18 protein-coding genes and 1 pseudogene are annotated in these 24,600 nt (G+C 41.3%); 6 read left to right on the top strand and 13 right to left on the bottom strand.

Features of this window, described 5'->3' with window-relative positions; translation table 11 throughout:
• Positions 1-16 precede the first annotated feature (16 nt).
• The 4 genes from PHO71_RS03505 to PHO71_RS03520 are packed head-to-tail and all read right to left on the bottom strand — an operon-like array spanning position 17 to position 4,046.
• Positions 17-1,003 carry a fimbrillin family protein gene (locus PHO71_RS03505; RefSeq protein WP_300198973.1) on the bottom strand — a complete coding sequence of 329 codons (987 nt, stop codon included), beginning with the start codon at positions 1,001-1,003 and terminating at the stop codon, positions 17-19.
• 25 nt (positions 1,004-1,028) lie between these two features.
• On the bottom strand, positions 1,029-1,880 hold the full coding sequence (locus tag PHO71_RS03510; RefSeq protein ID WP_300198976.1) for a fimbrillin family protein: 852 nt from the start codon (positions 1,878-1,880) through the stop codon (positions 1,029-1,031).
• A 16-nt stretch (positions 1,881-1,896) separates the two neighbouring features.
• Positions 1,897-2,772 (bottom strand): FimB/Mfa2 family fimbrial subunit, encoded by an 876-nt coding sequence (locus tag PHO71_RS03515; protein WP_300198979.1) that lies wholly within the window; start codon positions 2,770-2,772, stop codon positions 1,897-1,899.
• An 8-nt stretch (positions 2,773-2,780) separates the two neighbouring features.
• Complete coding sequence (locus tag PHO71_RS03520; RefSeq protein WP_300198981.1) at positions 2,781-4,046, bottom strand: OmpA family protein; 1,266 nt, start codon at positions 4,044-4,046, stop codon at positions 2,781-2,783.
• Positions 4,047-4,381: 335 nt separating this feature from the next.
• On the opposite strand from PHO71_RS03520, the gene PHO71_RS03525 reads away from it, so the two are divergent.
• The 3 genes from PHO71_RS03525 (at position 4,382) to PHO71_RS03535 (ending at position 8,800) form a co-directional block, all read left to right on the top strand.
• Positions 4,382-5,494, top strand: coding sequence for a helix-turn-helix domain-containing protein (locus PHO71_RS03525; protein WP_300198983.1), 1,113 nt, complete (start codon positions 4,382-4,384; stop codon positions 5,492-5,494).
• A gap of 279 nt (positions 5,495-5,773) precedes the next feature.
• A complete protein-coding gene (locus PHO71_RS03530; RefSeq protein WP_300198986.1) occupies positions 5,774-7,363 on the top strand; it encodes a glycoside hydrolase family 31 protein in 1,590 nt (529 codons plus the stop codon).
• A 342-nt stretch (positions 7,364-7,705) separates the two neighbouring features.
• Positions 7,706-8,800, top strand: a complete 1,095-nt coding sequence (locus PHO71_RS03535; RefSeq protein WP_300198989.1) for a hypothetical protein — start codon at positions 7,706-7,708, stop codon at positions 8,798-8,800.
• A gap of 237 nt (positions 8,801-9,037) precedes the next feature.
• Here PHO71_RS03535 and PHO71_RS03540 read toward each other — a convergent pair whose 3' ends face one another.
• The 3 genes from PHO71_RS03540 to PHO71_RS03550 form a co-directional block, all read right to left on the bottom strand.
• Positions 9,038-10,723: a TonB-dependent receptor gene (locus PHO71_RS03540; RefSeq protein WP_300198991.1), complete on the bottom strand. Its 1,686-nt coding sequence runs from the start codon at positions 10,721-10,723 to the stop codon at positions 9,038-9,040.
• Between the two features lie 13 nt (positions 10,724-10,736).
• Positions 10,737-13,748: a tetratricopeptide repeat protein gene (locus PHO71_RS03545; RefSeq protein WP_300198994.1), complete on the bottom strand. Its 3,012-nt coding sequence runs from the start codon at positions 13,746-13,748 to the stop codon at positions 10,737-10,739.
• Positions 13,749-13,848: 100 nt separating this feature from the next.
• Entirely contained in the window at positions 13,849-14,367 is a 519-nt protein-coding gene (locus PHO71_RS03550) for an NUDIX domain-containing protein (protein WP_300198997.1), read from the bottom strand.
• A gap of 245 nt (positions 14,368-14,612) precedes the next feature.
• Between PHO71_RS03550 and ahpC the strand changes: the two genes are divergently transcribed.
• The 3 genes and pseudogenes from ahpC to PHO71_RS03565 all read left to right on the top strand — a co-directional run.
• Positions 14,613-15,179, top strand: coding sequence for an alkyl hydroperoxide reductase subunit C (gene ahpC, locus PHO71_RS03555; protein ID WP_300198999.1), 567 nt, complete (start codon positions 14,613-14,615; stop codon positions 15,177-15,179).
• An 84-nt stretch (positions 15,180-15,263) separates the two neighbouring features.
• Positions 15,264-16,814: an alkyl hydroperoxide reductase subunit F gene (gene ahpF / locus PHO71_RS03560; protein ID WP_300199002.1), complete on the top strand. Its 1,551-nt coding sequence runs from the start codon at positions 15,264-15,266 to the stop codon at positions 16,812-16,814.
• 104 nt (positions 16,815-16,918) lie between these two features.
• Positions 16,919-17,677, top strand: a pseudogene (locus PHO71_RS03565) (endonuclease/exonuclease/phosphatase family protein); the annotation flags it as partial.
• A 412-nt stretch (positions 17,678-18,089) separates the two neighbouring features.
• On the opposite strand, the gene PHO71_RS03570 reads toward PHO71_RS03565, so the two are convergent.
• The 6 genes from PHO71_RS03570 to PHO71_RS03595 all read right to left on the bottom strand — a co-directional run bounded on the left by PHO71_RS03570 (position 18,090) and on the right by PHO71_RS03595 (position 24,481).
• Positions 18,090-19,139 (bottom strand): nucleoside hydrolase, encoded by a 1,050-nt coding sequence (locus PHO71_RS03570; protein ID WP_300199005.1) that lies wholly within the window; start codon positions 19,137-19,139, stop codon positions 18,090-18,092.
• Positions 19,140-19,175: 36 nt separating this feature from the next.
• Positions 19,176-20,180, bottom strand: coding sequence for a GRP family sugar transporter (locus PHO71_RS03575; protein ID WP_300199008.1), 1,005 nt, complete (start codon positions 20,178-20,180; stop codon positions 19,176-19,178).
• A 26-nt stretch (positions 20,181-20,206) separates the two neighbouring features.
• Positions 20,207-21,118 (bottom strand): ribokinase, encoded by a 912-nt coding sequence (gene rbsK / locus PHO71_RS03580; RefSeq protein WP_300199011.1) that lies wholly within the window; start codon positions 21,116-21,118, stop codon positions 20,207-20,209.
• Between the two features lie 31 nt (positions 21,119-21,149).
• A complete protein-coding gene (gene rbsK, locus PHO71_RS03585) occupies positions 21,150-22,079 on the bottom strand; it encodes a ribokinase (RefSeq protein ID WP_300199013.1) in 930 nt (309 codons plus the stop codon).
• 260 nt (positions 22,080-22,339) lie between these two features.
• A complete protein-coding gene (locus tag PHO71_RS03590; protein WP_300199016.1) occupies positions 22,340-23,878 on the bottom strand; it encodes a hypothetical protein in 1,539 nt (512 codons plus the stop codon).
• Between the two features lie 129 nt (positions 23,879-24,007).
• Positions 24,008-24,481: a DNA-binding protein gene (locus PHO71_RS03595; RefSeq protein ID WP_300199019.1), complete on the bottom strand. Its 474-nt coding sequence runs from the start codon at positions 24,479-24,481 to the stop codon at positions 24,008-24,010.
• Positions 24,482-24,600 lie beyond the last annotated feature (119 nt).

Here is a 24,600-nt window from a genome sequence, read left to right on the forward strand (position 1 = left end):
TCATTATTTTGTCCTATTATTCTGTTTCTACTCCTACTCCTGTACCATTACCCTCGCCCCATTCCGAAGAGGTTATTCCGCTCGGAGTTACCATATCTTTACCAACGGTGAGGTCTAAGCGATATAGCTTGCCGCTCTCGAATGTGTAGTTTGATGGGTAGGTGTATTCATATACCACGCCGTTTACGGTGATTCTAACGCTGAACTTAGCATCCTGCGGAACAAGGATTGCCTCGCAGATGGCAGCGAAGTTGCTGTCGTCGGTCGTCTCGTGGTGCATCGTGATGTCCTCGGGGTTGGTGTTGTTCGGATCTAACGTTACCACGCCTTCATTCAGGTCGAAAGTGTAGTTGCATCGCGTATCCGACAATACCACATTGCCCAACGTGGGAGTCACTCCGCCTTGAGTAAGCTCGTTTCCGTACTTGATGTTTACCCGCAGCTTACTCAGCTTGTGGCTCATCTGAACGGTGAGTGATCGATCAGAGGTGTTGTAGTAGATGTCGTTGGTTGGATTAGGGTTTGAAGGGGTAACCTCACTCTTTGCCCAAAGCAAGTCGGAACTGGTGCTAGCCTCCGCGGCAGTCTGGTCTTTCGCAACATAATTATTTGCTGACATACTCGTAATGTTCTCTAAGTAGGGAGAATAGGCCGTAACGGTCACCTTCTCGCTGGCTCTGTTCCACAGCAGAGGCGTGGAGAGGGGGAGGCCGGTGCTTATTTCGGAAGGTGTCCATTTACCACTCTCGGGGGTTTTCTTCATATATATATTCTCGTAGGTATAGTCCGCCGGCGCGCCTTCGTTGGAGTTAATGATATACAGACCGAATTGGTTGAGGGTCGCATCATCCACCCCGGCTCGAGTAGCGAGGTTGTTCACCCCGGCCGTCACACGTATCACGCCATCTTCGGGCAGTACATTCACTGCCACATCTTCACTTTTCGAGCAACTTGCCAACGCTATGGTTGCCACGGCTGCTAATGCCAAAAATCCTGTTTTCATATTGTTTTTACTATTTAGTTATCAATTAGTTCATTGCTTCACCGTCGTCGATGGTTTCGCCGGTTCCCCAGTCGTTGATCGTTACGCTGCCCAAGGTGATTTCGTCGCGACCTACAATCAGGTTCACCGTCTGAATTTTTCCCCCGGCCAAAGCAAAACCTGCTGTATTATTATAGACATATGCCTTGCCGCCGATGTTGATGGTGATTTTATGGATACTCTGCGGAGAGACAATCTGAGAGTATGCCGTGTTGGCGGTAGTAGCCGTCATCGCTACTTCTGTTGCCGTGCCGTCTGCGGTAGCCACTTTGGTGAGGTAGTTTACCACTGCTTCGGGTTGTGCGTTCACCGTCACGCTCTCAACAGTTGGAGTAGTAGCGCCAAACTCTGTACGGAAGGTGAGATTCACCATCAGTTTTGCCATCACGTGGTCGAACACCATAGGCACTATGCCATCTGTTGCCACACGTCCACTGCCTAATACCGTAGCAACCAACAGGTCGGGAGTAGTGGCATAGCTATCGGCCGTGAAATCGCTGATCTCCTTCATAGGATAGACACCGATAAAATAGTGGGCCGTGATTTGGTCTTTCCACAGCATTTGCGGTACGGCTGTCCACTTGGTTCCGTCGTAAGTGTTCACGGAGTTATTTACCACAAGCGGTGTCTGTACGGCAGTGGTGCTGCCTGTCCATGCATAGATACTTACTGCGTCGTCCGCCTCGAAAGCCGTTGACGTAGCACGGATCAGCGAGCCAACTCCGGCATCGATCGTGATATACTCCGATACCTCCGAAGGGGTGTCATTGTTGGTGCAACTTGTGATTGAAGCTGCCATCGCGATTGCGGAAATCGCTAAAATCAGATTTTTTCTCATCGTTTTTTCTTATCTGTTAATTAATTGGATTTAATATTTCGCCGCCGATAGGGGGTAATTCCACCCAACCGTTGATGTCGTTTAGCTCGATTGTGATGCCCGAACGAAGAATGGAATACTCCACAACGGGATTATAGGTACCCCCGTTTTGCAAAACAGGCGCCTCAATATTGAAGGTAATCATGCCTCCGTTGGAATAATGGAAGGTTAGTGCAATCAATGTCTTTGCCTCACCGCTACGGATAGTAGGTGCAATAATAGGCATCAACTTCACCATAGGAAAGGTCAGAACACCCTTTTGGGGAGATATTTTTTCGCCAATGGTAGCTGTCGCCGTGTTGGAAGAGAGTTTACCAAGCCCCGGGTAGAAACCGTCGGCACAGTTGGTCACCACAGCCGTGACGTGAAGCACCTCGTCGGGAACATTATTAAATGTAAGATTCATCTCGGCAAGCACCCTGTTGAGTGTGATTGCCACATGGGTAATACCTGTGGGCTTTACCGTTATCTTCTGCGTTCCGTAATGCGCATGAGCAGGCGATGCCGAAGCGTTGGTGAGCTTGACAAAGAGGTTTTCAAGATCGGTAGCTCCCGTGTTGAGCTTCTCCACTCGGAATGGCTCTATGATATTGGTCGCTACAACCACTGTATAATCTCCTGTTGGAAAGTCCAATAGGCTATTTGCGATTTCGGCATAAGTACCGTATCGGTATTCGTCTATCTGATTCCCCGCATTGTCATAGATCCACACACGCAGGTCGGTTGCGGCATCTCTGTTCGGATTGGTCAGTGCAATGGCAATGCCTCGTTCGCCATCGTGGACATCTTTGTGGCAACTATTCAATCCTGTGAGCAGACATATTATCGATAGTATATAAAGTATCTTTTTCATCTTCACTATTATTTATTCGTTGTTTCCACTCTGCGTGCCTTGGCGGGGTCGCTCAGAGTTGTGTCCGAACCCATACCTTTGACCGTTATTCTATTACCTGCTACTCCGTGTTTAATAAGTTGATAACGTAGCTCAACAGCCCTTTGCAGCGATATTTTTGCATTTGCTTTGTGACTGCCACTCGTATCGCACCAGCCCTTTAGCTCAACCTTTATCTGTGGATTGGATATAAGAATCTCGGCTATCTGTTTTACTTTCGGCAACTGCTCATTGCTTATTTCCAACGAATTAAAGTCAAAGTATATGGCCGGGAAAGTGATTACGCTATTTATCGTCTTCGTTTGTACAGCATTAACCTCTGCTCTGTTTTCTGTTTGCGGCTCTGCACAATCAGATTGAACATCTGGTTTAACGGCAGGCGTTACCTCTTTTATGATAGGCGACTTTACCTTTTGAGGCTCTTGTGGGACAGATTGCTGCACGCTCTGCTGCTGTTTGGTGGCTGTTTTCTTCCCGCTCTTACTTCCTTTACCAAATTGCCAGCCGATACGAATGCCACTTTGCCACAACATATTGTCTTTGTGAAGATATTCCGGCACGCCGTCCATCTGCTTTCCGGTCAGATAGGTCAAACCGGAATAGATGCCCACTGATAGGTGTCGGGTGACGCGGTACTCCGCCATCAAGTCGCCACCCAATCCGAGGTGCCAATTATTGCTTCCTTTGCCGATTTCGGCATTGTCGGAGATACTTTTCAAGGTGGCTTTCGTACCTATGGCATAGAGTGCCGGTGATAGACTGACCGACCACCGGCTCTGGCGTGTTGAAGCGAAAAGTCCCAAAAGGTTGACATTGAGATGCAATCCGTAGTGTTGCATAAATACACTGCTCTTAATATCGGCATAGGCATATCCGTTCATCCCCGCAACGGATGTATTGTAACGAACGCCATCTACCCCCAGCCAATATCCCTTGTCGATGCAGCAATCTTGATCACTTAGTCCTACCTTACCCCATAAAGCCGATGCTTCTATTGATAGCACAGGGTTGAAACGGTAGCCGCCATACACTCCCGCATCAATCCCCACATGGGTTTTATCCGCTCCGAAAGAGCTGAATGTACTGATGCCAAAAGGCACACCACCCCGAAGTCCAACGTACCACGGCGAAGTTTTTTTGAATTCTTGTGCCACCGCCCGTCCACTCATTCCCGTAAGGAGTAGCAGCGCAAGGAGTGCGTAAGCGTAATTAATATTATACTTCTTTTCTTTCATATCGCTAAAATCTATTTTTTTTCTTTTTTAGTTACTATTGACTATTGGATACGCAAGCGTCTATGTGGAAAAGAATGGCTAAAGAGCCAGGTGATTTGTGGCTTGAAGATTGTTCACCATTGAGTTGATTTTTATTTTTTTTTGTTTTTTTAGATCCGAGCTACGGATATTTGTGTGTATTTTAATGGTGCGAAATTACATCCATGCTTTTAAGTGTAAAGGACAAATACGTAAAATATTGGAGGACAAATACGTCAATTTTATGTATTTATTCAATTGTTTTTTGCGCTCAGATAAAAATATACTACCTTTGTCCTACTTGATTAGAAAGCAGAATGATAGAAGAATATTATAGCCAAATACAGGTCATTGTATGGGTGCTTTTGTTGGTAACCGGGAATTATCTCCTGTTTGGAAAAGTGCCTGATAAAACAGTTATTGACGTATACCGTAAATCAAGAAAGATAATGGGATTTGCGTTTCTTGTTTACTGTGTGCAGTTCTTTCTGCAATGGAAATTCAGTGTAAGAGATGAATTTCCACAGGCAGCATCGGCTCTCAATATCACTTTCTTTTATTTGGCGAGTGTGTTGCTGGGATTCTCCTTTATTTCACTACTGGACAGAAAGTACCTGAGCCGGAAACGTGTGGTCATTGATTTGTCCGTTTGCGCGGTGGTAGCTGTTATGGTGTGGGGCAGCATTGTCTTTATGTCATATACCGTCTCGTTTTGGGTGCTGATGCTTGCTGCTTTATGGCTATTTATATATGTAGCGCACATCTCCTTGATTTTCTTTCGCACGTACTATAATGTTGTAAAGAAAATAAAGAACTACCATTCCGATAATGTGGATATCTTTATACAGTGGATGAGCAAAAGCGTATTTCTGGCTATCATCATGGGTTTATTGTGTTCCACCATGGCGTTTGCCCCCAAATGGATGATTACCATCTATCTCATTGCCAGCATTCCCTTTTTCTTTTATATCTTTTGCTGCTTCATTGATTATCTGGTGTACTACGAAGAGGTGGAAGATGCGATTGTCAATGAATTGCCCGTGACAACCGATGAGAATTTGTCTACGGAGAGCGAAACGGAGAAATCGCTAAAACTTCAGCTACTGAAAGAACATTTGCAAGTGTGGATTGAAAACAAGGGATACTTACAGCCCAAAATAAATCTGACAGAATTAGCCAGGAAGATGGGCTCTAATCGTTCCTATCTGTCAGATTATATCAATTCAAATTACTCTTGCTCATTCTACCAATGGATTGCACGTTTACGCATAGAAGATACCAAAAAACTGCTACTCGAGGAGCCTGATCTTCCCATATTGTTGGTAGCCGAAAGGATGGGGTTCTCATCCGGGTCTCATCTTACCCGACTATTCACCCAGCAGGAGCAACAGTCGCCTGTCTCTTGGCGCAAAGAGCATACCGGCAAATAGTCCGCCTATCTGCCCCGTTTCATTTTGGATATACTCTCTTTATTTCGTGTATTTGTGGTAGCCAAATAGGAAATAATGAACGGAATTTGTATAAAAATAGAGACATAAATAATGAAAAGATGCACTACTGTGCGTCTTAAAAGGTGTTTTGTATAAAATCTGCTTGTGAAATCCTGCAAAGAGTATGTTTTTATAATCTATAGAATTTTCTTTATTGTTTTGAAAAGTGTAAATTTGAAGCGATAGAAATTATAGTAACCTTTTATACAAATTACAAAAATGAAAAATCGTGTTTTACTTTTTGTTGCTGTTTTATTTATCCCATTTTATACATTGATAGCACAAGATATAGAAAGTACAGTGAGCAATCTCCCTGGTGAAAAATGGTGGGGAGGCTTGGTTGCAGCCGGAAATCGTATGCCTTTTGTGGCTGATGAGCGAATCTATGACTTGAATAAAGAAAACTGGAATAATCAGATCGTTCCTTTTTTGTTATCATCTAAAGGACGATTCATCTGGAGTGAAGATCCTTTTAAGTTTCAGATAAATGATCAGGGTGTGAGGCTTTGGTCAAAAACAGAAGAAATTGTTGCCAAGCAAGGTGGCAGGAATTTACGCGATGCTTATCAGGCGGCGGTTGCTCAACACTTTCCTTATGAGAAAAATATTCCGGAAGAATTGTTTTTCAGTAAACCTCAGTATAATACATGGATTGAATTGATGTATAATCAAAACCAGAATGATATTTTGAATTATGCGCACAAAGCTTTAGAACATGGTTTTCCCACAGGAATCTTGATGGTGGATGATAACTGGCAACGTTATTATGGTAACTTTGATTTTAAAGAAGAAAAGTTCGCGAATCCTAAAGCCATGACTGATGAACTACATCAATTGGGTTTTAAAATTATGCTTTGGATCTCTCCGTTTGTCTCACCCGATTCGCCTGAATTCAGAGAGTTGAGAAAAAAAGGATATTTGTTGAAAGATAAGAAAGGGAATCCTGCTATTATAAATTGGTGGAACGGATTTAGCGCTTGTTATGACATGACAAACCCTGAGGCTGTCAATCATTTCAAGAATGTATTGAAACAAACAATGGAACGTTATGGTGTAGATGGTTTTAAGTTCGATGCCGGAGACATTGCTAATATGAATGGTGATTACTCTTTTTGGGATGAAAAAGCAAACGCACATATTTTCTCTCAGCGATGGGCTGAATTTGGAGCCGAATTCCCCTTTAATGAATTACGTACTACCTGGAAGACGGGAGGGAAATCGATTATTCAACGTTTAGGGGATAAGGAATATTCGTGGGGGGCAATATCCTCACTCATTCCCGATATGATTGCGGCTGGCCTGTTAGGTTTTGCTTATACTTGTCCGGATATGATAGGGGGAGGACAATTTGGTAGCTTTCTCAATATTGATCCGGATAAATTTGATCAGGAACTCATTGTACGTTCATGCCAGGTTCATGCTATGATGCCAATGATGCAATTTTCTGTTGCTCCATGGCGCATTTTGAATACTGAGAATATCGCTATTTGTGCTAAGTATGCTAAATTGCATGAGGAAATGGGACCTTATATTCTGGAATGCGCTAGACAAACGGCTTTAACTAATGTTCCTATCTTGCGTAGTTTGGAGTATGATTTTCCGGAACAAGGCTTTATAGATTGTAAAGACCAGTTTATGCTGGGCGATAAATATATGGTGGCGCCCATGCTAACAAGTGGGACAAAACGCTCAGTGCGATTACCTAAAGGATTGTGGAAAGATGATGAAGGTAAAATAATAAAGGGAGCTAAAACTTTGGAGATAGATGTACCTTTGTCGCGTTTACCTTATTATGAACGATTGAAATAATGAAGCTGAAGATAATACTATGTTGGAAACAACTTATCTGTTCGGATTATCCGGAATGAGGTGATTAAAGTTGGCATTCATAGAGCAAAGATTAAGTTTTTGAATAATAATATACGATGAATGGGTGGAAGAATAAAATGATACAAATTCAGGCTAGAAACAGGTCGGAATGATAAAAAGATGGAGTAGCTTTTATGATATTATTGTCCTTTTTACGTAATTCGTTTTAGAGTATTGACTAACCACCTATCTTTGTGGGGTGAAGTTTGTCTCATTTTCAGGTAGATAATAACACTGACAAATAATTTAATTCCAATATGAACAATCTTATAATATAAGGTGATGAAAAGACTGATTACATATGTATGCATGGTGATTTTTGCATTATGGGTTGGTGCAAAAAATGCGCAGGAGTTTACTGTTCAGACACAAGAGTCTGTTGTTCAACCTTTAGATACGATTGAATACAGAGTATTTGTAGCTGTGGACAAAGCCGCAGTAGAACACTGGGGTGGAAGAGAGGCTTATCAGACAAAGTTAAATGCTTTCTTCGATCAGATGAATGATTACTGGAATAAAGCCGGGGTGGGACGTTTCAAATACTATTTCCGTTATATTCCCGATTTTCAGGTGGTCTATGATTGCTCTTCCCGTCAATTGGAGAATATTTATAGAAAAAGTGCAGGTTTCCCCAATCACGATGTGTTGCTGATTATTGATTCGTTACTCGATTTTGATGATGAAGAAGGAGCAAAGGGTTGGTATTGCGGAGGCGGTGCGGATAATCTGAGTATGGTTGTTTGTCGTAGTCGTAGTAAGACTGAACATGAAGATTTGTTTGGCATCGATTATTTTCACAGAGGTTTGGCGCATGAGTTCGGGCATTATCGCGGAGTGACAGATTTGTATGCTGATAGGATACAGGCAAAGAAGAATCCCGTGAATCATCTCGAATATGAACCGGATTCTTGTGTGATGAATAGTCATTATAAAACATATACATGGAGTTCGTACGCTGTTAATATCATTAATCATACGGCTAAGTCGAAACGGCCGGGTCTTGATTTCTCCGGTTTATTCAAACAAATGTTTCCGAAAAACATACAGGTTTCTGTAAAAGTGAAGGGTAAAAATAAGAAAGGAGTAAAGTTGAACTTATACGGTTCGCGTGCGCAATTCAATGATTTGATTGCTACTCCTTACCGTACTTATGAAACGGATAAAAAAGGAGGTTACCTGATAACCGATGTTCCTAATTTGTATGATAATCCGGCAAAGCCTTTGAATGTGGATGAATTGCCTTATAATCGTTGGTTCACTTTTCTGCTCGAAGCAGAATACAAGGGAGAAAAGAAGTATGTATGGCTTCCCGAATACGAAGTGCAACAATCATTTTTTGAGAATAAGGATACTTATCAGGTCATAATTGATTTGTAGAATTGATTTCTGTGGTAGCTTTATATGATAACCTATTGTAAAGGATATCTCTATTAAAAGATTTAAGCCTGTCTAACAAGTATTATAAAGTATCTGAGAATTGAATATTTGAAAATGATCCTGTATAGGAGTATGAGTTAAAATATAGAAAAAGGGACTGCCTACGTAATGTAGACAGTCCCAAAGTGTTTTTAGAGCTTTTATTCTCTTAAGTTTCTTACTAAGAATGTGTTTTGTTTAGAAGCTGAAACTCACCCCTGCGACAAAATTAAATCCTTCTGTAGGGTATCCAAGATAGTATTGGTATTTCTTGTTCAACAGATTATTGATTCGCGCATAAATGGATATCCCTTTGTATGCATTGTAAATTGCTCCTGCATACAGATTGCTGACAGCAGAGAGTTTTTCGAAGTCTTTTACTTCTTCCCGACCGATATAGTCGTATCCGATTTGAATGCCCAATTCTTTCATTGGTTTGAAAGTAGCGTTGAAGTTAAATTCACAAGCAGGTTTGAGCAACAGTGCATAATCTTCTTTCGCATCCCAGTTGCGATAGATGCCTGATGCGGATAAAGCGACGATGTCTTTGTATTCATAGCTCACCTTCATTCCTGCATAAAAGTTATGAGAATTTGTCATAGCTAAGTTTAAGAACTGATAGGGCATCGGTGCGCTGTCGGGACCGGCATTGTTATCTACTTCCTCACTTACCTGAAATAAATCGTCTTTCAAGTCCTGATATCCACCGTATAGGTTAAACCACAATCCCGGATAAGGACTTGCCTTAAAACCTAGAGAAGCATTGAATTGCTCGTAGGTATCCTGAATGGCATTTACAGGGAGTGCGTATGGGCAAAGAACTTCCAGTCTGCGGAAATCATTTACCAGTTTACCTCCGGTAGCCTGGGCATAAAGCACATAGCTTTCTGAAAAGATAAATTGGGCAACTACATCCGGAGAGACGCGGAGAGTCTTTCCGCTGCCGAAAGATAAGTCTACATTCGCTCCTATGTGTAAGTTCCAGTTGTCATTGTGAAGTTTATAATAAGGATTCAGGTTCAATGCTGTACGGTCTTCATAAACAGGTATCTCGTTCAATTTAAGATCCTTGTTGTAGAAGATATTGCGCATATCCAATCCGATGTTGATACTCTGTTCATCACTGATGGTTCCACCAATAAAGCCCTTTGTATGTATTTGGGTTTCTCCTAATGTTTCGGTGAAGAACAGGCTGTTATTATTCTGACGGTTATACATCATGAAGTTTGTCTCGGCATTGAATAATACCGGAGAACTCTCATCCGTAGATTTTACTCCTAAATGAAAATCTCCTTCGGTAAATTTCTGTTTACCCGGTTCGTGAGGAGCGAGGTTGAAGTTGCTGAGTCCGAAGTTTGCACCGATGTTGAGATCCACCTTGTTGAATTGGTGGGTATAATCCATGTTGGCACGCGTACGGTAATAGTATGCTTTCCACTTCTCTTCTTGCGTCGGTACGGTCAGTTTCCCGTCCATGCCATCCATTTGAAACCGAAGGTTTAATTTATCTCTGTTCGATATGTTGAACAGATAATTGGCAAGTACATCCAGATTGCCATAATTACCATATCCGGCACGTACGTAGCCGGGTTTGCTGTTAGGTTCGATTTCCATTCCGGTATAAGGACGCATCAAATCTGTCGGAATAGAACTTGCCGGAAAAAATCCGATAGCATATTCCACCTCTTTTTTAGTGATGGTCGGTTCTTCTACTTTGGGGAGGACGTTTACTTTGGAAGCGTCCATAATATCGGGATTATATTCTTGTTCTACCACTACTGTACGGTTCATGGTAGTATCTTTAGGTTGAGTCTGGGCGTGGAGGCCAAATGGCATTAAAATAGCTAGAGTAAGCCCTCCTGTTATATAAAGAGATCGTTTCATATTCTTCAAACTTTTACTTATTTAGTTTCTGTAGTCTACTTTCAATCATGCTCTCGATGTCGTCATCACCTTTGTAATTCTGCTGCAAACTTAACAGATATTGGCGTGCATCCAGGTCTTTACCCATAGCTACGTACACATCAGATAAAAGGACGAAACTACGTGCAAGCCAGTAGGCATGAGGGGTACTCTGTTCGATATAACCGAGTAGCTCTTTCTCAGCTGCCGTATATTGATGCGTATCGTAAAGTGATTGTGCAACAAGGTATTTGGCTTCTGCACCATACAGATTACGGGTGTCTTTGGCAAGCTCACGCAGGTCAGCCAAGGCTTTCTGATCAGCTTTTTGCTTTATATACGCTTTGCCACGATAGTAAAGTGCTTCGTTTTTCAGTTCAGGGCTTAGTTTGGCTTCAGCCAAGAGGTCTGTTGCTGCCTGAATCGTTTCTACATCGTCTCTCAACGCATATGCGCAACGCAGGATACCTGTTTCGGCAAGTTGGCGGCGCTCTACGTTACTTGCTTTTTCTTTCAGCATCTTGTAGCTAGCCAATGCTTCCGCCATCTGTAACTTATTGAATTGTACATCTGCACGCATCATCAATGCTTCTTCGGCAAATGGGTTATTAGGATATTCAAGTAACTTGCCGGAGTGTTGCAATACCATATCATAATTCTTTTGCTCGTTCCAGATGAGACAGAGGTAGTAATGCGCATTCAGGCTCAAGGCTCCTTCCGGGAAGGTTTGCAGATATTTCTCAAGGCTTCCCTTAGCTTCTTCTGTCCGTCCTTTCATATAAATCTTTTCGGCAGCAACGTAAGTCAGCGAGTCCTGCTCGTTGGCGTCGAAGCGAATATTTCCCGGCATTGCATTGGCTAAAGCAGCAAATTCGTCGATGCGGTTCATATCAACATAGATTGACTTCAAGTCGCGCATAGCCAGACGAGCTTCTTCACTGCCCGGATATTTCTCAACGACTTGTTTGTAAGCTGGGATAGCCTGATTGAAATCTCCGTTCTGGTAATATAGTAAGCCGATTTCTGTAGCTGCTTTCCGGCTGACAGGACTTTCGGGGTATCTGTTAAGTAATTCTTTGAAAGCGTTAATTGCCTGACCGTTGTTTTCCATCAACACATAGGAACGTCCCTTTTCATATAGGGCATTCACTGCATAAGGGGAAGACGGGTACTTGCCAACCAGACGATTTAAAAGAGTAATCTTACCAGTGTAGTCTTTTTGCAGACCCGAAACAAGGGCTAGTTGATAGAAAGAATAGTCTCCGGAAGGAGTATTCATTTGCTCAGCCTGTGAATAATAACGTTTGGCTTCTTCAAAGTCACGTATATTCAAATGGCAGTCACCGATACGGTTGTAAGCATCTGCCAAAGCAGTTGTGTTTTCACCTTTCTCCAACTGAACGTATTTCTGGAAATAATTGCTTGCTTGGTGGTAGTCTTTGCGGTGGAAAGCAATGTATCCCAAGTTGTAGTTGGCGAGCGCATACATTTCATTATTAGGTTGTGACGTAAGTTGCAGATAGGCGTTGAAGTCACGGGCAGCTTCGGTCATTCGATTCAGACGGTAGTATGATTCGCCACACCAATAATAAGCATCCGCTTTTGTCTGGCGATTGTATTGACCAAGGGCGATGGATTGGTTCAGATAGCTGAGTGCTTGCTCAAAGTTGGCATTGGCAAACGCTTGTGTACCTAGCTGGAACAAAATTTTCTGTTTAGCTTCCAATATTTGTGCGCTTGGGCGGGTGATACGGTCGATTGACTTTAAAGCGGCTTCATAGCTGCGGGTAGTCATATAAACTTCCACCAGATAGCTACTCACTTTTTCGGCATACGGAGAAGTCGGGAATTCATTCAGGAATTTCTCAAATGCAGTAACTGATTCACCGAAAGCAGAGAAAGAGGTTTCGTGCAGACATAGTGCGTAATTGTAAGCTGCCTGTTCCTTCACTTGAAGGTCAGCGTCAGAAGCAGCCGCCTGTTCGAAAGCCATACGGGCTTTGTTTTTCTCTGCTAATTGCAGGTAAGAAAGTCCCATATGCAGGTTTGCATTTTGTGTCAGGGCATCGTTGATTGTGGTAACTCTACCCAGCGTTTCAGCAGCTTTGGTATAAACTTTCGTCTGATAATAAGAAAGACCTAACATATAAAGAGCATCGCGCCGTGGAGCGGATTGATCTCTGTCCAGGTAATTGTTGAATGCTTCTACTGCCTCCTGATATTGTCCGAAATGATAATAAGCATCTCCTAAAATACGATACATCTCAGCAGCGTGCTCGTTATTGGGATAAGCCGACAAATAGTTTTGTGCTACAATCTGCGCCTTATCATAGTTTTTCTTGATTGCGTATATTTCTGCAATATAATAAGGCACTAATGCTTTGTACTTCGGATCGTCCTGTAAAGGGAGGAAGTCTTTTAATGCTTCATCGTAGCGTTTTTGTGAATATCGGATGTATGCCAGATAGTAGCTGCAATCCTTGGCATATGTAGAACTGCTGGCACGCAATGTTTCAAACCAGATAGCCGCTTCCTTCAGGTTATCGGTTTTCAGGTAACAAGTGGCCAACTGATAGGTGAAATCGTCACGTTCTTCATTACTCAATAAGTCGAGTCGGGCGGAGTTGAAAAGAGCCAGTGCTTCGTCATACTTCCCTTCGTAGAAATAGCAAGAGGCTATAAGTGCATAAATACGGTTGGCGTAAGGCGTATCCGGATAATGGTCGAGATACCCACGCAGCAGTTCGATACGGTTTTTGTCTTTCAGTTCATAAGCCGAACTGACCAACATATATTCAGCTTCCTGAAGAAGACTTGCTACTGGTTTTTGTTTGACAAAAGCTTTCAGGGCAGGTACGGCTGCCGCATAATTCTTTTCAAAGAAAAGTTCTTTTCCTTCTTTGTAAAGGTTGTCAGGAGAAGTGATTTGTTCACTCGTCTGAGCCAATCCTATGATTGGTGTGCAGCAGATGGCTGTACAGATTAGTCTGGTAATTTCTTTTTTCATAAGCGGGTATTTATGCAAAGGTGCCATTATCGTTATTAAACAAATGGCGGTTACAAAGATAATGATAAAAATAAAATATGCCTGTATTTTAATGCTTTATCTATATAGATAAGAACTTTTTAAGCCCCTGACGGATAGAATTCAGCCCGAATTCCTCGGGATTGATCTCCGGCAAAGGTATAAAAAACGAGTCGGATACATCGTCCATTGCAGAGATGTGTTCCGTATTTTCTACGGTACAACGGAAAAACATATCCAGTGTATGAACCGGAAAACCGGAATAAATATAGATATTGGGCAGTGAAAATAAGTAAGCGGTCTCTTTTACTTTCAGGCCGGTTTCCTCCATGACTTCGCGGGCAACACCTTCTTCGCCTGTCTCGTTCATATCAATAAAACCTCCCGGAAGATCGAGCGTTCCTTTTGCCGGCTCTTTGGCACGACGGCAAACCAATAACTCGTTTTTATCATTCAGAATAAGTGCAACCGTTGCCGATGAAGGATTGAAATAGTAAACAAAGCCGCAAGTTGCACATTTTTTAGACTTCTCATTATGGATATCAAAATGAGAAGAGCCACATTCCGGGCAATATAGGAATTGGGAAAGAGGATGTTTCATCACTACCTAAAATAGTTTTTTGTATTATTGGTACAAAAATACACAGAATTAGTTATTAATGGGCATTACTTATATAACTTTAAGTAAATCATTAGTTTCATCTATCAGGGCATAGATTTATTCGATTGGACTTTTCTTGCAAAGGCACCCACTCTGCCTTTATCTTTGCATCAGAAACGAAAAACAAAAAAACGTTTCTACTGTTATAAGTCAATCAATTAAAAATAATAAAAAGTAAAAAGATTATGGAACCAATATTAAATTCTCAACTTCCCGAATTCAGTGTTCAGGCTTTTCACAACGGAGTTTTCAAAACTATCACTAACAAAGATCTGAAAGGTAAATGGGCGATTCTTTTCTTCTACCCTGCCGACTTTACTTTCGTATGTCCCACAGAGCTGGTGGATATGGCTGAGAAGTACGACAAGTTCAAGGAGATGGGAGTGGAAATTTATTCGGTAAGTACTGATTCACATTTTGTACACAAAGCTTGGCATGATACTTCTGAAAGTATCCGTAAGATTCAGTATCCGATGCTGGCAGACCCGACCGGTGCGTTGAGCCGTGCACTGGGTGTTTATATTGAAGAGGAAGGAATGGCTTACCGTGGCACGTTCGTAGTAAATCCGGAAGGAAAGATTAAAATCGTTGAACTGAATGATAATAATATTGGTCGTGACGCCAGCGAATTACTTCGTAAAGTAGAAGCTGCTCAGTTTGTAGCGACTCATGTAGGAGAAGTTTGCCCGGCTAAGTGGAAGAAGGGTGAATCTACTCTGAAACCGAGTATTGATCTGGTAGGTAAAATTTGATAAACTGCCTTGAATATGTATACGAAAGGTCGGTAACGGGGAACGCTGCCGACCTTTTTTTAAAGAAATAAAAGGAGAGAAGATATGTTAGATTCAGCATTAAAAGAACAATTAAAAGGTATATTCGCCGGATTGGCGGCGAATTTTACCTTCGCCATAAATGTATCGTCACAACACGAAAACCGGAATGAGCTACTGGAGCTTCTGGGAGATGTAGCTGCTTGTTCCGATCACCTGACTTGCACTGTGGAGGAAGGAGACGGGTTGCAGTTTACGATCTTGAAGAATGGTGCCCCTACCGGTATTACTTTTAGAGGAATCCCTAATGGACACGAATTTACTTCTTTGCTACTTGCTATCCTGAATCTCGATGGTAAGGGCAAAAACTTCCCCGACGAGGGGGTATGTAGCCGCGTAAAGGCACTGAAGGGGCCCATTCGGCTGACTACATATATATCGCTGACTTGTACCAACTGTCCGGACGTAGTGCAGGCTTTGAATGCCATGACTACGCTGAACCCGTCTATTTCGCATGAGATGGTGGACGGAGCTTTGAATCAGGCAGAAGTAGAGGCCTTGAAGATTCAAGGAGTGCCTTCTGTATTTGCTGACGGAAAATTGATTCATGTTGGTCGCGGTGAGTTTGGCGAATTACTGGCGAAACTTGAAGAGCAGTATGGCGTGGATGAGGCTTCGCTTTCGACAGAGGAGAAGCAATATGATGTAATTGTAGCCGGAGGAGGACCTGCGGGTGTTTCTGCTGCTATCTATTCTGTACGGAAAGGACTGAAAGTTGCAATTGTTGCAGAACGGATAGGCGGTCAGGTGAAGGAGACAGTAGGAATCGAGAATCTGATTTCTGTTCCGGAAACTACGGGAAATGAGCTGGCTGATAACCTGAAAACTCATTTACTCCGTTATCCGGTAGATTTGCTGGAACATCGGAAGATTGAAAAGCTGGAAATTGCGGGGAAAGAAAAACTAGTCACTACCTCTGTAGGTGAGAAACTGGTTACTCCTGCATTGATTATTGCAACGGGGGCAAGTTGGCGTAAACTGAATGTTCCGGGAGAAACAGAATATATCGGGAGAGGTGTTGCTTTCTGTCCTCATTGTGACGGTCCTTTCTACGCAGACAAACACGTAGCGGTAGTTGGCGGTGGAAATTCCGGTGTGGAAGCAGCTATTGATCTGGCAGGGATATGTTCCAGGGTTACCGTATTCGAGTTTATGGATGAACTGAAAGCTGATCAGGTCCTTCAGGAAAAACTCAGAAGTTTGCCGAATGTAGAGGTGTATGTAAGTTCGCAGACTACCGAAGTTATCGGTAATGGAGATAAACTGACTGCCCTGCGTGTGAAAGACCGTAAAACGGAGGAAGAACGTTTGGTAGAGCTGGACGGAGTATTCGTACAGATCGGATTGACAGCCAATAGTGGAGTATTTCGTGAACTGGTGGAGACTAATCGTGCAGGTGAGATCGTGATCGATGCTTTTTGCCGTACCAATGTTACGGGGATTTATGCGGCGGGAGATGTGTCTACCGTGCCCTACAAACAGATTATTATTTCTATGGGCGAAGGCGCAAAAGCTGCACTTTCTGCCTTTGATGATCGGGTCAGAGGAAACATCTGATAAATATAAAAAGTTGATAATAAAAGCTATAAAGGTATGACTACATATCTTTGTAGCTTTTTGTTTTTTTCTTACCTTTGGGAAGTCTAATAATTATAAATTGAATGAAAAACATGAAAAGTATCTTTTTATTGATTCTTACGAGTCTCTTTATTCTTTCGGCACAAGCCCAGCATACATTGAAGCTGATGAGTTATAACGTCAAAAATGCAAATGGCATGGATAATGTCTGTAATTACCAGCGTATAGCAAATGTAATTAATAAAGCTGCCCCCGATATTGTAGCTGTGCAGGAATTGGACAGTATGACTAACCGGAGTGGGAAGAAATATGTATTGGGTGAACTTGCCGAACTTACCGGGATGCACGCGTATTATGCTCCGGCTATAAATCATGATGGAGGAAAGTATGGAATCGGACTATTGTCTAAAAATGTTCCGATTCGTTTGCAGACTATGGCTTTACCGGGAAAAGAAGAAGCGCGTATGCTGATTCTGGCAGAATTTAAAGATTACATTTATTGTTGCACTCATATGTCACTTACAGAAGCGGATCGTATAAAGTCCTTACAGATACTCAAGGATTTTGTTTCCTCTTCTAATTCTAAGAAGCCATTGTTTCTGGCAGGGGATATGAATGCCCAACCAGATTCTGAGTTTATAAAGGGGTTACAAACAGATTTTCAGATCATATCCAATCCTCAGCAATATACTTTTCCCTCTTCTAAACCTAAAATTACTATAGATTATATTGTAGCTTTAAAGCGGAACATGAAAGGATTTACTGTTAAATCTGCCGAAGTTCTGAATGAGCCTGTGGCATCCGATCATCGTCCATTGATTGTAGAACTACGTATGGCAAAATAGTTTCTCATATAATTCTGTTGTTGGTGAGGTAATTCAATCGCTATTCATCCGATTATTCTTATGCCTATTCATATATGAATAAGGTAGTTTTTTGTAAATTCAGATATATTTATTTTGTATTGTAAATATATAAAATAGGTTTTAAATAGTCTGTTTATTGCATTATATGGTAGTAAAACGATAGTGATGCTTGGCGATGTAAAAGATGAAACTATAAAAAAAGAGACTCTTCAAAAAAAATGAAGTAGTCTCTTTTGATGGAATATTATAATATTATCTAGTCGGAATAGATGATATAATTTTATGACTTTAGCGGAGCATTGGAGCCATCCTCTATCTTTTCAACTTTCACTTGATTTTTATTTATCGGTACAAGCTATTAGCTTTAATCCTTGTTTTTTATCCTAAGTTATTGCTTTATATGCATATTCTTAGGCTTTTGGGTGATTAATCTGATGAAATAATCTTTTATCCTTTGTGCCTGTTGATTATCAACGGAAAGATAGATGTGCTGACCATTTGATGAAGGATTGAATTGGGTGATACCTTCATTGGTTACTACTATGTTGCCTCGTTCGGATTGATTGAAAAATACACTGTCCGGTTCAGTCGCATAGAGTGTTGCTGTGAGATCCCATGTTGCTCTGTCATAAGGCATGGGACGATAGTGCAGATATCCTTCAACCATTGGATGGCTGACTCCCCAGTTGAAATCATTTTCTATTACTTTAGCCGGAAATTGAATTTTTGAACCTACGCCAAATGGTGAGACCACAATTTGTCCGGGCCATTCTGCGAACAGCTTTTGAGCAGAAGGTATATCATTGACGATATTAAACTCTTTTATAGGATTTGTATTGAAACATCCCGCCATAACAGAAAGTAACTTGACTTTCTTGGCAACTAGTTCTTTTCCTGTCAGAGAGGAATATTTGTCTGCCGGAGTTTCTAATAAGCGTGCTAAGTTTGTAGAAAAACCTACAGAGATAATTGTGACAGAGTGATCCGGCTGCTTAGCTAATAACTTGCGGTACAGAATGTGCGCATCGGGCAGCTCGCTGTATTTTTTTCGACTCCTTTTGAATAAAGGAATTCCATTTTCTTCGAGCTTACACACATTCTGTGCATAGTTTACATAATCATCAATGGTAACTCCATCTTTAAGTTTTCCAATGGGAATTTTAGGATAGCCATACCAGGTATTCATGATATCTATGAACTCGGTTGAGTATTGACTATCTTTGTTGTTCATGATACCCAGTATTTTTAACCGACCGGAATCCGTGTATTTATACAGCATGTCCAGAGCCAAAACATCGTCAATGTCATTACCAATGTCGGTATCAAAGATTACATTGATTATTCGATTGTTTTGCTTCTCATTTTTTGCATATCCTTTACCGGAAGTAAACAAGAATATGGCAGAAATGAAACTGAATAAGAATAAAGTGTTTTTCATGTAGTTTGATCTTTTTAGTAAACAGTATGTAAAATATTAATTTCCTCCTGATAAAATGATAAGAATCAGTCCCAGAATGAACAGAATGAACATGATGGTCAGCAGTAAGTCGATCTTTTTGCTGGAACCACTGAATTCTTTCCAGATGAATACCCCCCATAGGGCAGCAATCATAGGAGCACCTTGTCCTAACGCGTAGGAGATAGCTGCTCCGGCTTTCCCGGCTGCAATATAGCTTAGTGCTGTTCCCAATCCCCAGATACAGCCGCCTAAGATTCCGACTAGATGCGTACTGGCTTTTCCGGCAAAGTATTCTTTGTAAGTGACCGGTTTTCCGACAAAAGGATGTTTCATCACTAAGGTGTTGAACACAAAATTACTAAGAAAAATGCCGATGGTAAAGATGAAAAATGCTGTATAGGGAGTTGCCATTCCCGCAGTCGGTGATTCGAAGTTATTTAAATCCATGGAAGCAGCTACAAAACGGTAGAAGAAAGACATCAGTATGCCGGCAATTGCTGCCAGAATGATTCCCTTTTTGCTGCTGCTTGCGCTTTCTTTTTGTTTTTGTCCGGCGGCTATTCCATTACAGATAATGGCTATGACAATCAGTAGTACTCCTGTGAATAACCAGATCGGATCTCCTTTGGGAGCACTTAAATAGTTGATGAATACTCCCAATACCAGTGCTAATCCTACACCAAGAGGGAAAGCTACAGCCATTCCTGCTATAGATACGGAAGCCGCCAGGAGAATATTGGAAGCATTAAAGATGATACCTCCGATCAAGGCACTAACTATGTTCTCTGTGCTTACTTGTCGTATGTTTTCAAGAAAACCTACACCGGAACTTCCGAAGCTGCCTAAAGTAAATACTGAAAGAAGGGCAAATAATAGAATACCTATGGTATAATCCCAATAGTAAAGTTCGTAGCGCCAATTCTTACTGGCTAGTTTCTGGGTATTTCCCCAGGAACCCCAACAGATCATTGTGATGAAGCAGAATATGACTGCTAATGTGTAACTGTTTACGATAAACATGGTATTGTGGAGTTTAAGGATTTTATTTAATGGTTTTGCATGAAGGTATTTACTTCGTCGAGAGTCGGAATTGAGGGTTGTGCCCCTAGTCGGGTTACTGCAATTGCTGCTGCTGCATTTGCAAAATTAAGTGCCTCCTTGTCTATTTCCTTTTTCGCACAAACAACAGCTAATGCTCCACAGAAAGTGTCGCCTGCTGCTACTGTATCAATAGCCTTTACTTTGTAACCCGGAAGTTGCATGGTTTCCCGTTCGTTTTTCATGTAGACTCCTTGACTTCCCAAAGTAATCACAATATTACGTGCTCCGGATCTTAATAGGGTTTGAGCAATATCCTCCAGATTATTCCCTGTATATTCGATTCGGGAAATGAAAGATGCCTCCAGTTCATTGACTACTAATATGTCAATGGCTGTCATCAATTCCTCGTCGATCAGACAGGCGGGTGCAGGGTTAAACAATACTTTTTTGCCTTTTTGTTTGGCTAATAAGGCTGTCTTTTTTATTGTTTCATAAGGGATCTCAGCTTGCATCACAATGATATCTGCTTCCTCTATTACTTCAGAGAATTGAGTGATGCATTCGGGTAGTAAGGAAAAATTAGCTCCGGGAGCTACTGCTATACAGTTTTCACCACTATTGGCAACATAGATAAGTGCAGTTCCTGTGGGGTGATTGGCATCGTCGATGATATAATCTGTCATGATCCCTTCTGCTTTGAAATGCTTTTTCAGAATATCTGCATACATATCATTGCCTAAGGCGGTAACGAATGTTACAGAACCTCCAAGTCTTCCTGCTGCAACGGCTTGATTGGCACCTTTTCCGCCAAATGACTGAATAAAGCTGGCATTCCCTACTGTTTCTCCGGGTGCCGGAATATGGCTGACTTGCGCTACCATATCGATATTTGAACTTCCAACAACTACAATTTTCATTTGATTATAGATTTATTTATTCGACTTAGGTTTATTCTTGTAATATCACTTCTCTCTTATACGGAATGGCACTTTGAGCACCAATGCGAGTTACAGCAAGTGCTGCTGTGGCATTGGCAAATCTGACTGCTTCCGGCAAACTGTGTCCCTCGGACAAATGAACGCTGAATGCTCCACAAAACACATCTCCGGCTCCGGTTGTATCAATTGTTGCCACCTCTTTAGCCTGAATCATGGTATATTCGTCTTTTTCTTTTACGTAAGCCCCGTCTTTTCCCAATGTGATAACAACGTTCTCGATTCCTTTCTCTCCAATGGCTTCGGCAGCCCGGTGCGCACTTTCAGTATCTATAACCTTGATCCCTGACAACATTTCTGCTTCGATACGGTTGGGGAGTATAGTATGTACATTTTTTAAAAAGGAGTCACTTAATGTAGAGGCCGGTGCAGGATTGAGGATGACTTTTTTACCATATTCAAAGGCAATGGATGCTGCATATTCTACTGTCTCTAAAGGAACTTCCAGTTGCATAAGTACGATGTCAGCTTCTCTTATTTTTTCTTTGGCTTTATCTATGTCCTCCAAAGAAAGTGAACGGCTTGCTCCCGGCGCAACGATAATACTGTTTTCACCAAAAGAATCGACCGATATAAGTGCAACTCCTGAAGGGCTTTTCTGATCGGTGAAGATAAATTCGGTATTAATCTTCTCCAATTTATATATTTCCAAGGCCTGTAGCCCGAATAAATCATATCCTATTTTGGAGATAAATGTGACTTCGGCTCCTAGTCTCGAAGCGGCAATTGCCTGATTGGCTCCTTTACCACCCGGATTCATGTAAAAAGTCCCTCCCAGAATAGTCTCACCGGGCACAGGTAGTCTGTTGGCTTTGACAACCATATCAGTGTTGCAACTGCCGATTACTACAATCTTGGGTCTATGAATGGGAGTTATTTCCATGGTATTTAAAATTAGGATTGTACAAAAGAAGAAAATAATAAAATACTGTTTTCTACATTAATCTTCTATTTATATAATTTCAAACTGATTATATGTCCCAATAATCCTTGTATGTTTCGAGAATTGAATATGAACTCTATTCTATGATTAAACAACTACATTTAACGAATTGTTCTTTTTTCTTCAGGATACGTCAAGTATCTATTTCTTTTGATAATTTATATAATTTCAATGCCACTCTTATCAGATAAATTTCTTTCTCAAAGTCTTTTTGCATTGATATGCTGTTGGAGAGTTTCGGTCAGGCTTTTTTTGAGTATTTTCGATTCGATCCATGCCGTGAAGTCGAAAATGTGGAGTAGCTGGTTTTCATATTTGTCATCGTGTAAATGATTGATTTCAGGAGTTAGTTTCTCCCAGAATAGTTCCCGTTCATTTCGTAGGATTGGGAGGTTCTTCTTGTTCAGAAACCATAATATAAGATGTTCTGTTTTGAATGACTGTTCTTTGGGAGATGACAGACCTCGTGTGATAGATCGGGATTCATAGCGGATTAAGTCAAATTCCTGCATTTCGTAATAGGCGATCAGGCGGACCAACCGGATGGTCCTCATTAAAGGCAGGTATTTGATGTTATGGTCTACAATCGCATTGCTAATGTATTTTTTAGCAGCTTTGTAATCCTGGTTCCCGATATGAATTAGTGTAGTATAAAGCAATAACTCACTTTTACGGATGGGACTGAGCCATACTTCTTTGTCATAGAGTGATTCGTGATAATGATTCATTAGTTTGGTGCATTCCGGGAAATCTCCTTTATCAAGTGACGGAAAAAGTTCGTATTGAAAAAGCAGGCAAGTAGCATTGACTTTAAATTCGAGTGAAGTGGTTGTAATCAGCTTTTTCAGCTTTTCGAGGAAATAAGGCATTTCTTCATAGTTGCCTACAGATCGTAGACTGCTAAGTACTCCTTCGAGGACGGATAGGTAATAAATGGGGGGATTCGACCAGAATTGTTGGTTCTTCTCAAATAACAAATCAAGTTCTTTGTATGAGTTCAAAGCAGCTTTGTCATTTCCTGTCATCATTAAGTAGTTGGCCTGAAAAAGCTTGTGATTCCGCGTTAATTCAAAGTTCCCTTCAGACTCGGACGAGGCTGCGATATAAAGCTCATTAACCATGAGATCGTTCATGTCTTGCTTTTGTTGGGCTGTCCGGATAGAACCGATGTGAGTCAGGCGGTATTTTAGAAGATTGTGCAAAGAAGATTGTTCAGTGATTTTCCTGATTTTCTTTAACGCTTCGTTCTGCATAAAGTGTTTGTGAAAAAGCTCTTGTTCGGTTATATTGGGAAAGTTCAGACGGAGTAAATATTCCAGTTCTAGCTTGAGGGCAATGATCAATATCTCATTATTTTCATAATATTGTGCCTGTTCAATGGTGTTGGATAGTATTTCGAAGCATTCTTCAAATAAAGAACGTTCGTAAAGCATACGGGCTTTACAAAGATTGTTGAACAGGTCATAGTAAGTATCTTTCTTCTTCCGAAGAGTGAGTAAGGTATCTGTCAGCTTTTCATATAGATATTGAATGGAAACTTCAAAAGCTCCGTTCGGTCTGCGTTTATGAAACTCCTCCTTTATTGTATTTCCATTTGGTTGTTTACTCTTTGTGATGATATCATAAATCACCAGATAATCTTTTTCATCCTTGTCTTTTACGACTAAAAGGGAGAAATGTTTTTTTTCAGCTTTTGACAGTGAATATATCAGGGATATAACGGAATCGACTCTTTTCATGGGAATTTCATTAGTATTAGCCTCGCAATATTCGGGAATTTATATGGAAAATGCAAATCATAGGAAAATAAAAATCCGACTTGAACGAAATCAAGCCGGATTTTCTGATACTAATGAAGGAAGCTAACCTTACAAAGTTGGGTCCGGTGATTCTCCACCACCTTCTTCTTCACCACCGCCTTCTCCGCCGCTCGGAGGGACTGTGCTATTTTTACTTGTTGTATCCAGCTTTTGAATGCTGACCTTGTTTATCATATCTTTTAATAAACTGCCGGGTGTGAAAATAATCTTGCGATTCCTTAGCGTATCTGTGCCCACTTCTCCCTCCTCATCCTGACTTTTACATCCGAAAGAAGGACGGAAAGTTCCGAATTCTCCGAGACTGACGGAGGCCCCTATTTCCATATATGTTTTCAGGGAATCGATTAATCCGTCGAGGACAGACTTTACTACACCGCGTGGGACGAATCCTACAGCTGTTACTTGGTTGCATAGCATCTTAAAATCAACACTCACTACATTGAACGGACGTGCTACATACTTTTCGGCTTTTTCCTTATCAAAGCCAAAGGTGGTTTTTTTGACTACATATCTCAGTGCCATAATCTTTAATAGTTTTAATAGTTAATACTTCTAGTTTTTATTTTGTGATCACGATGCAAAGATATGAAAACTAAAATTAGTGGGCAAGTAATTTTGAGAATGTGCGTTAATAAAATAGT

Origin of the sequence: Bacteroides sp. (genome assembly GCF_028690125.1) — a bacterium.
GTDB lineage: Bacteria > Bacteroidota > Bacteroidia > Bacteroidales > Bacteroidaceae > Bacteroides.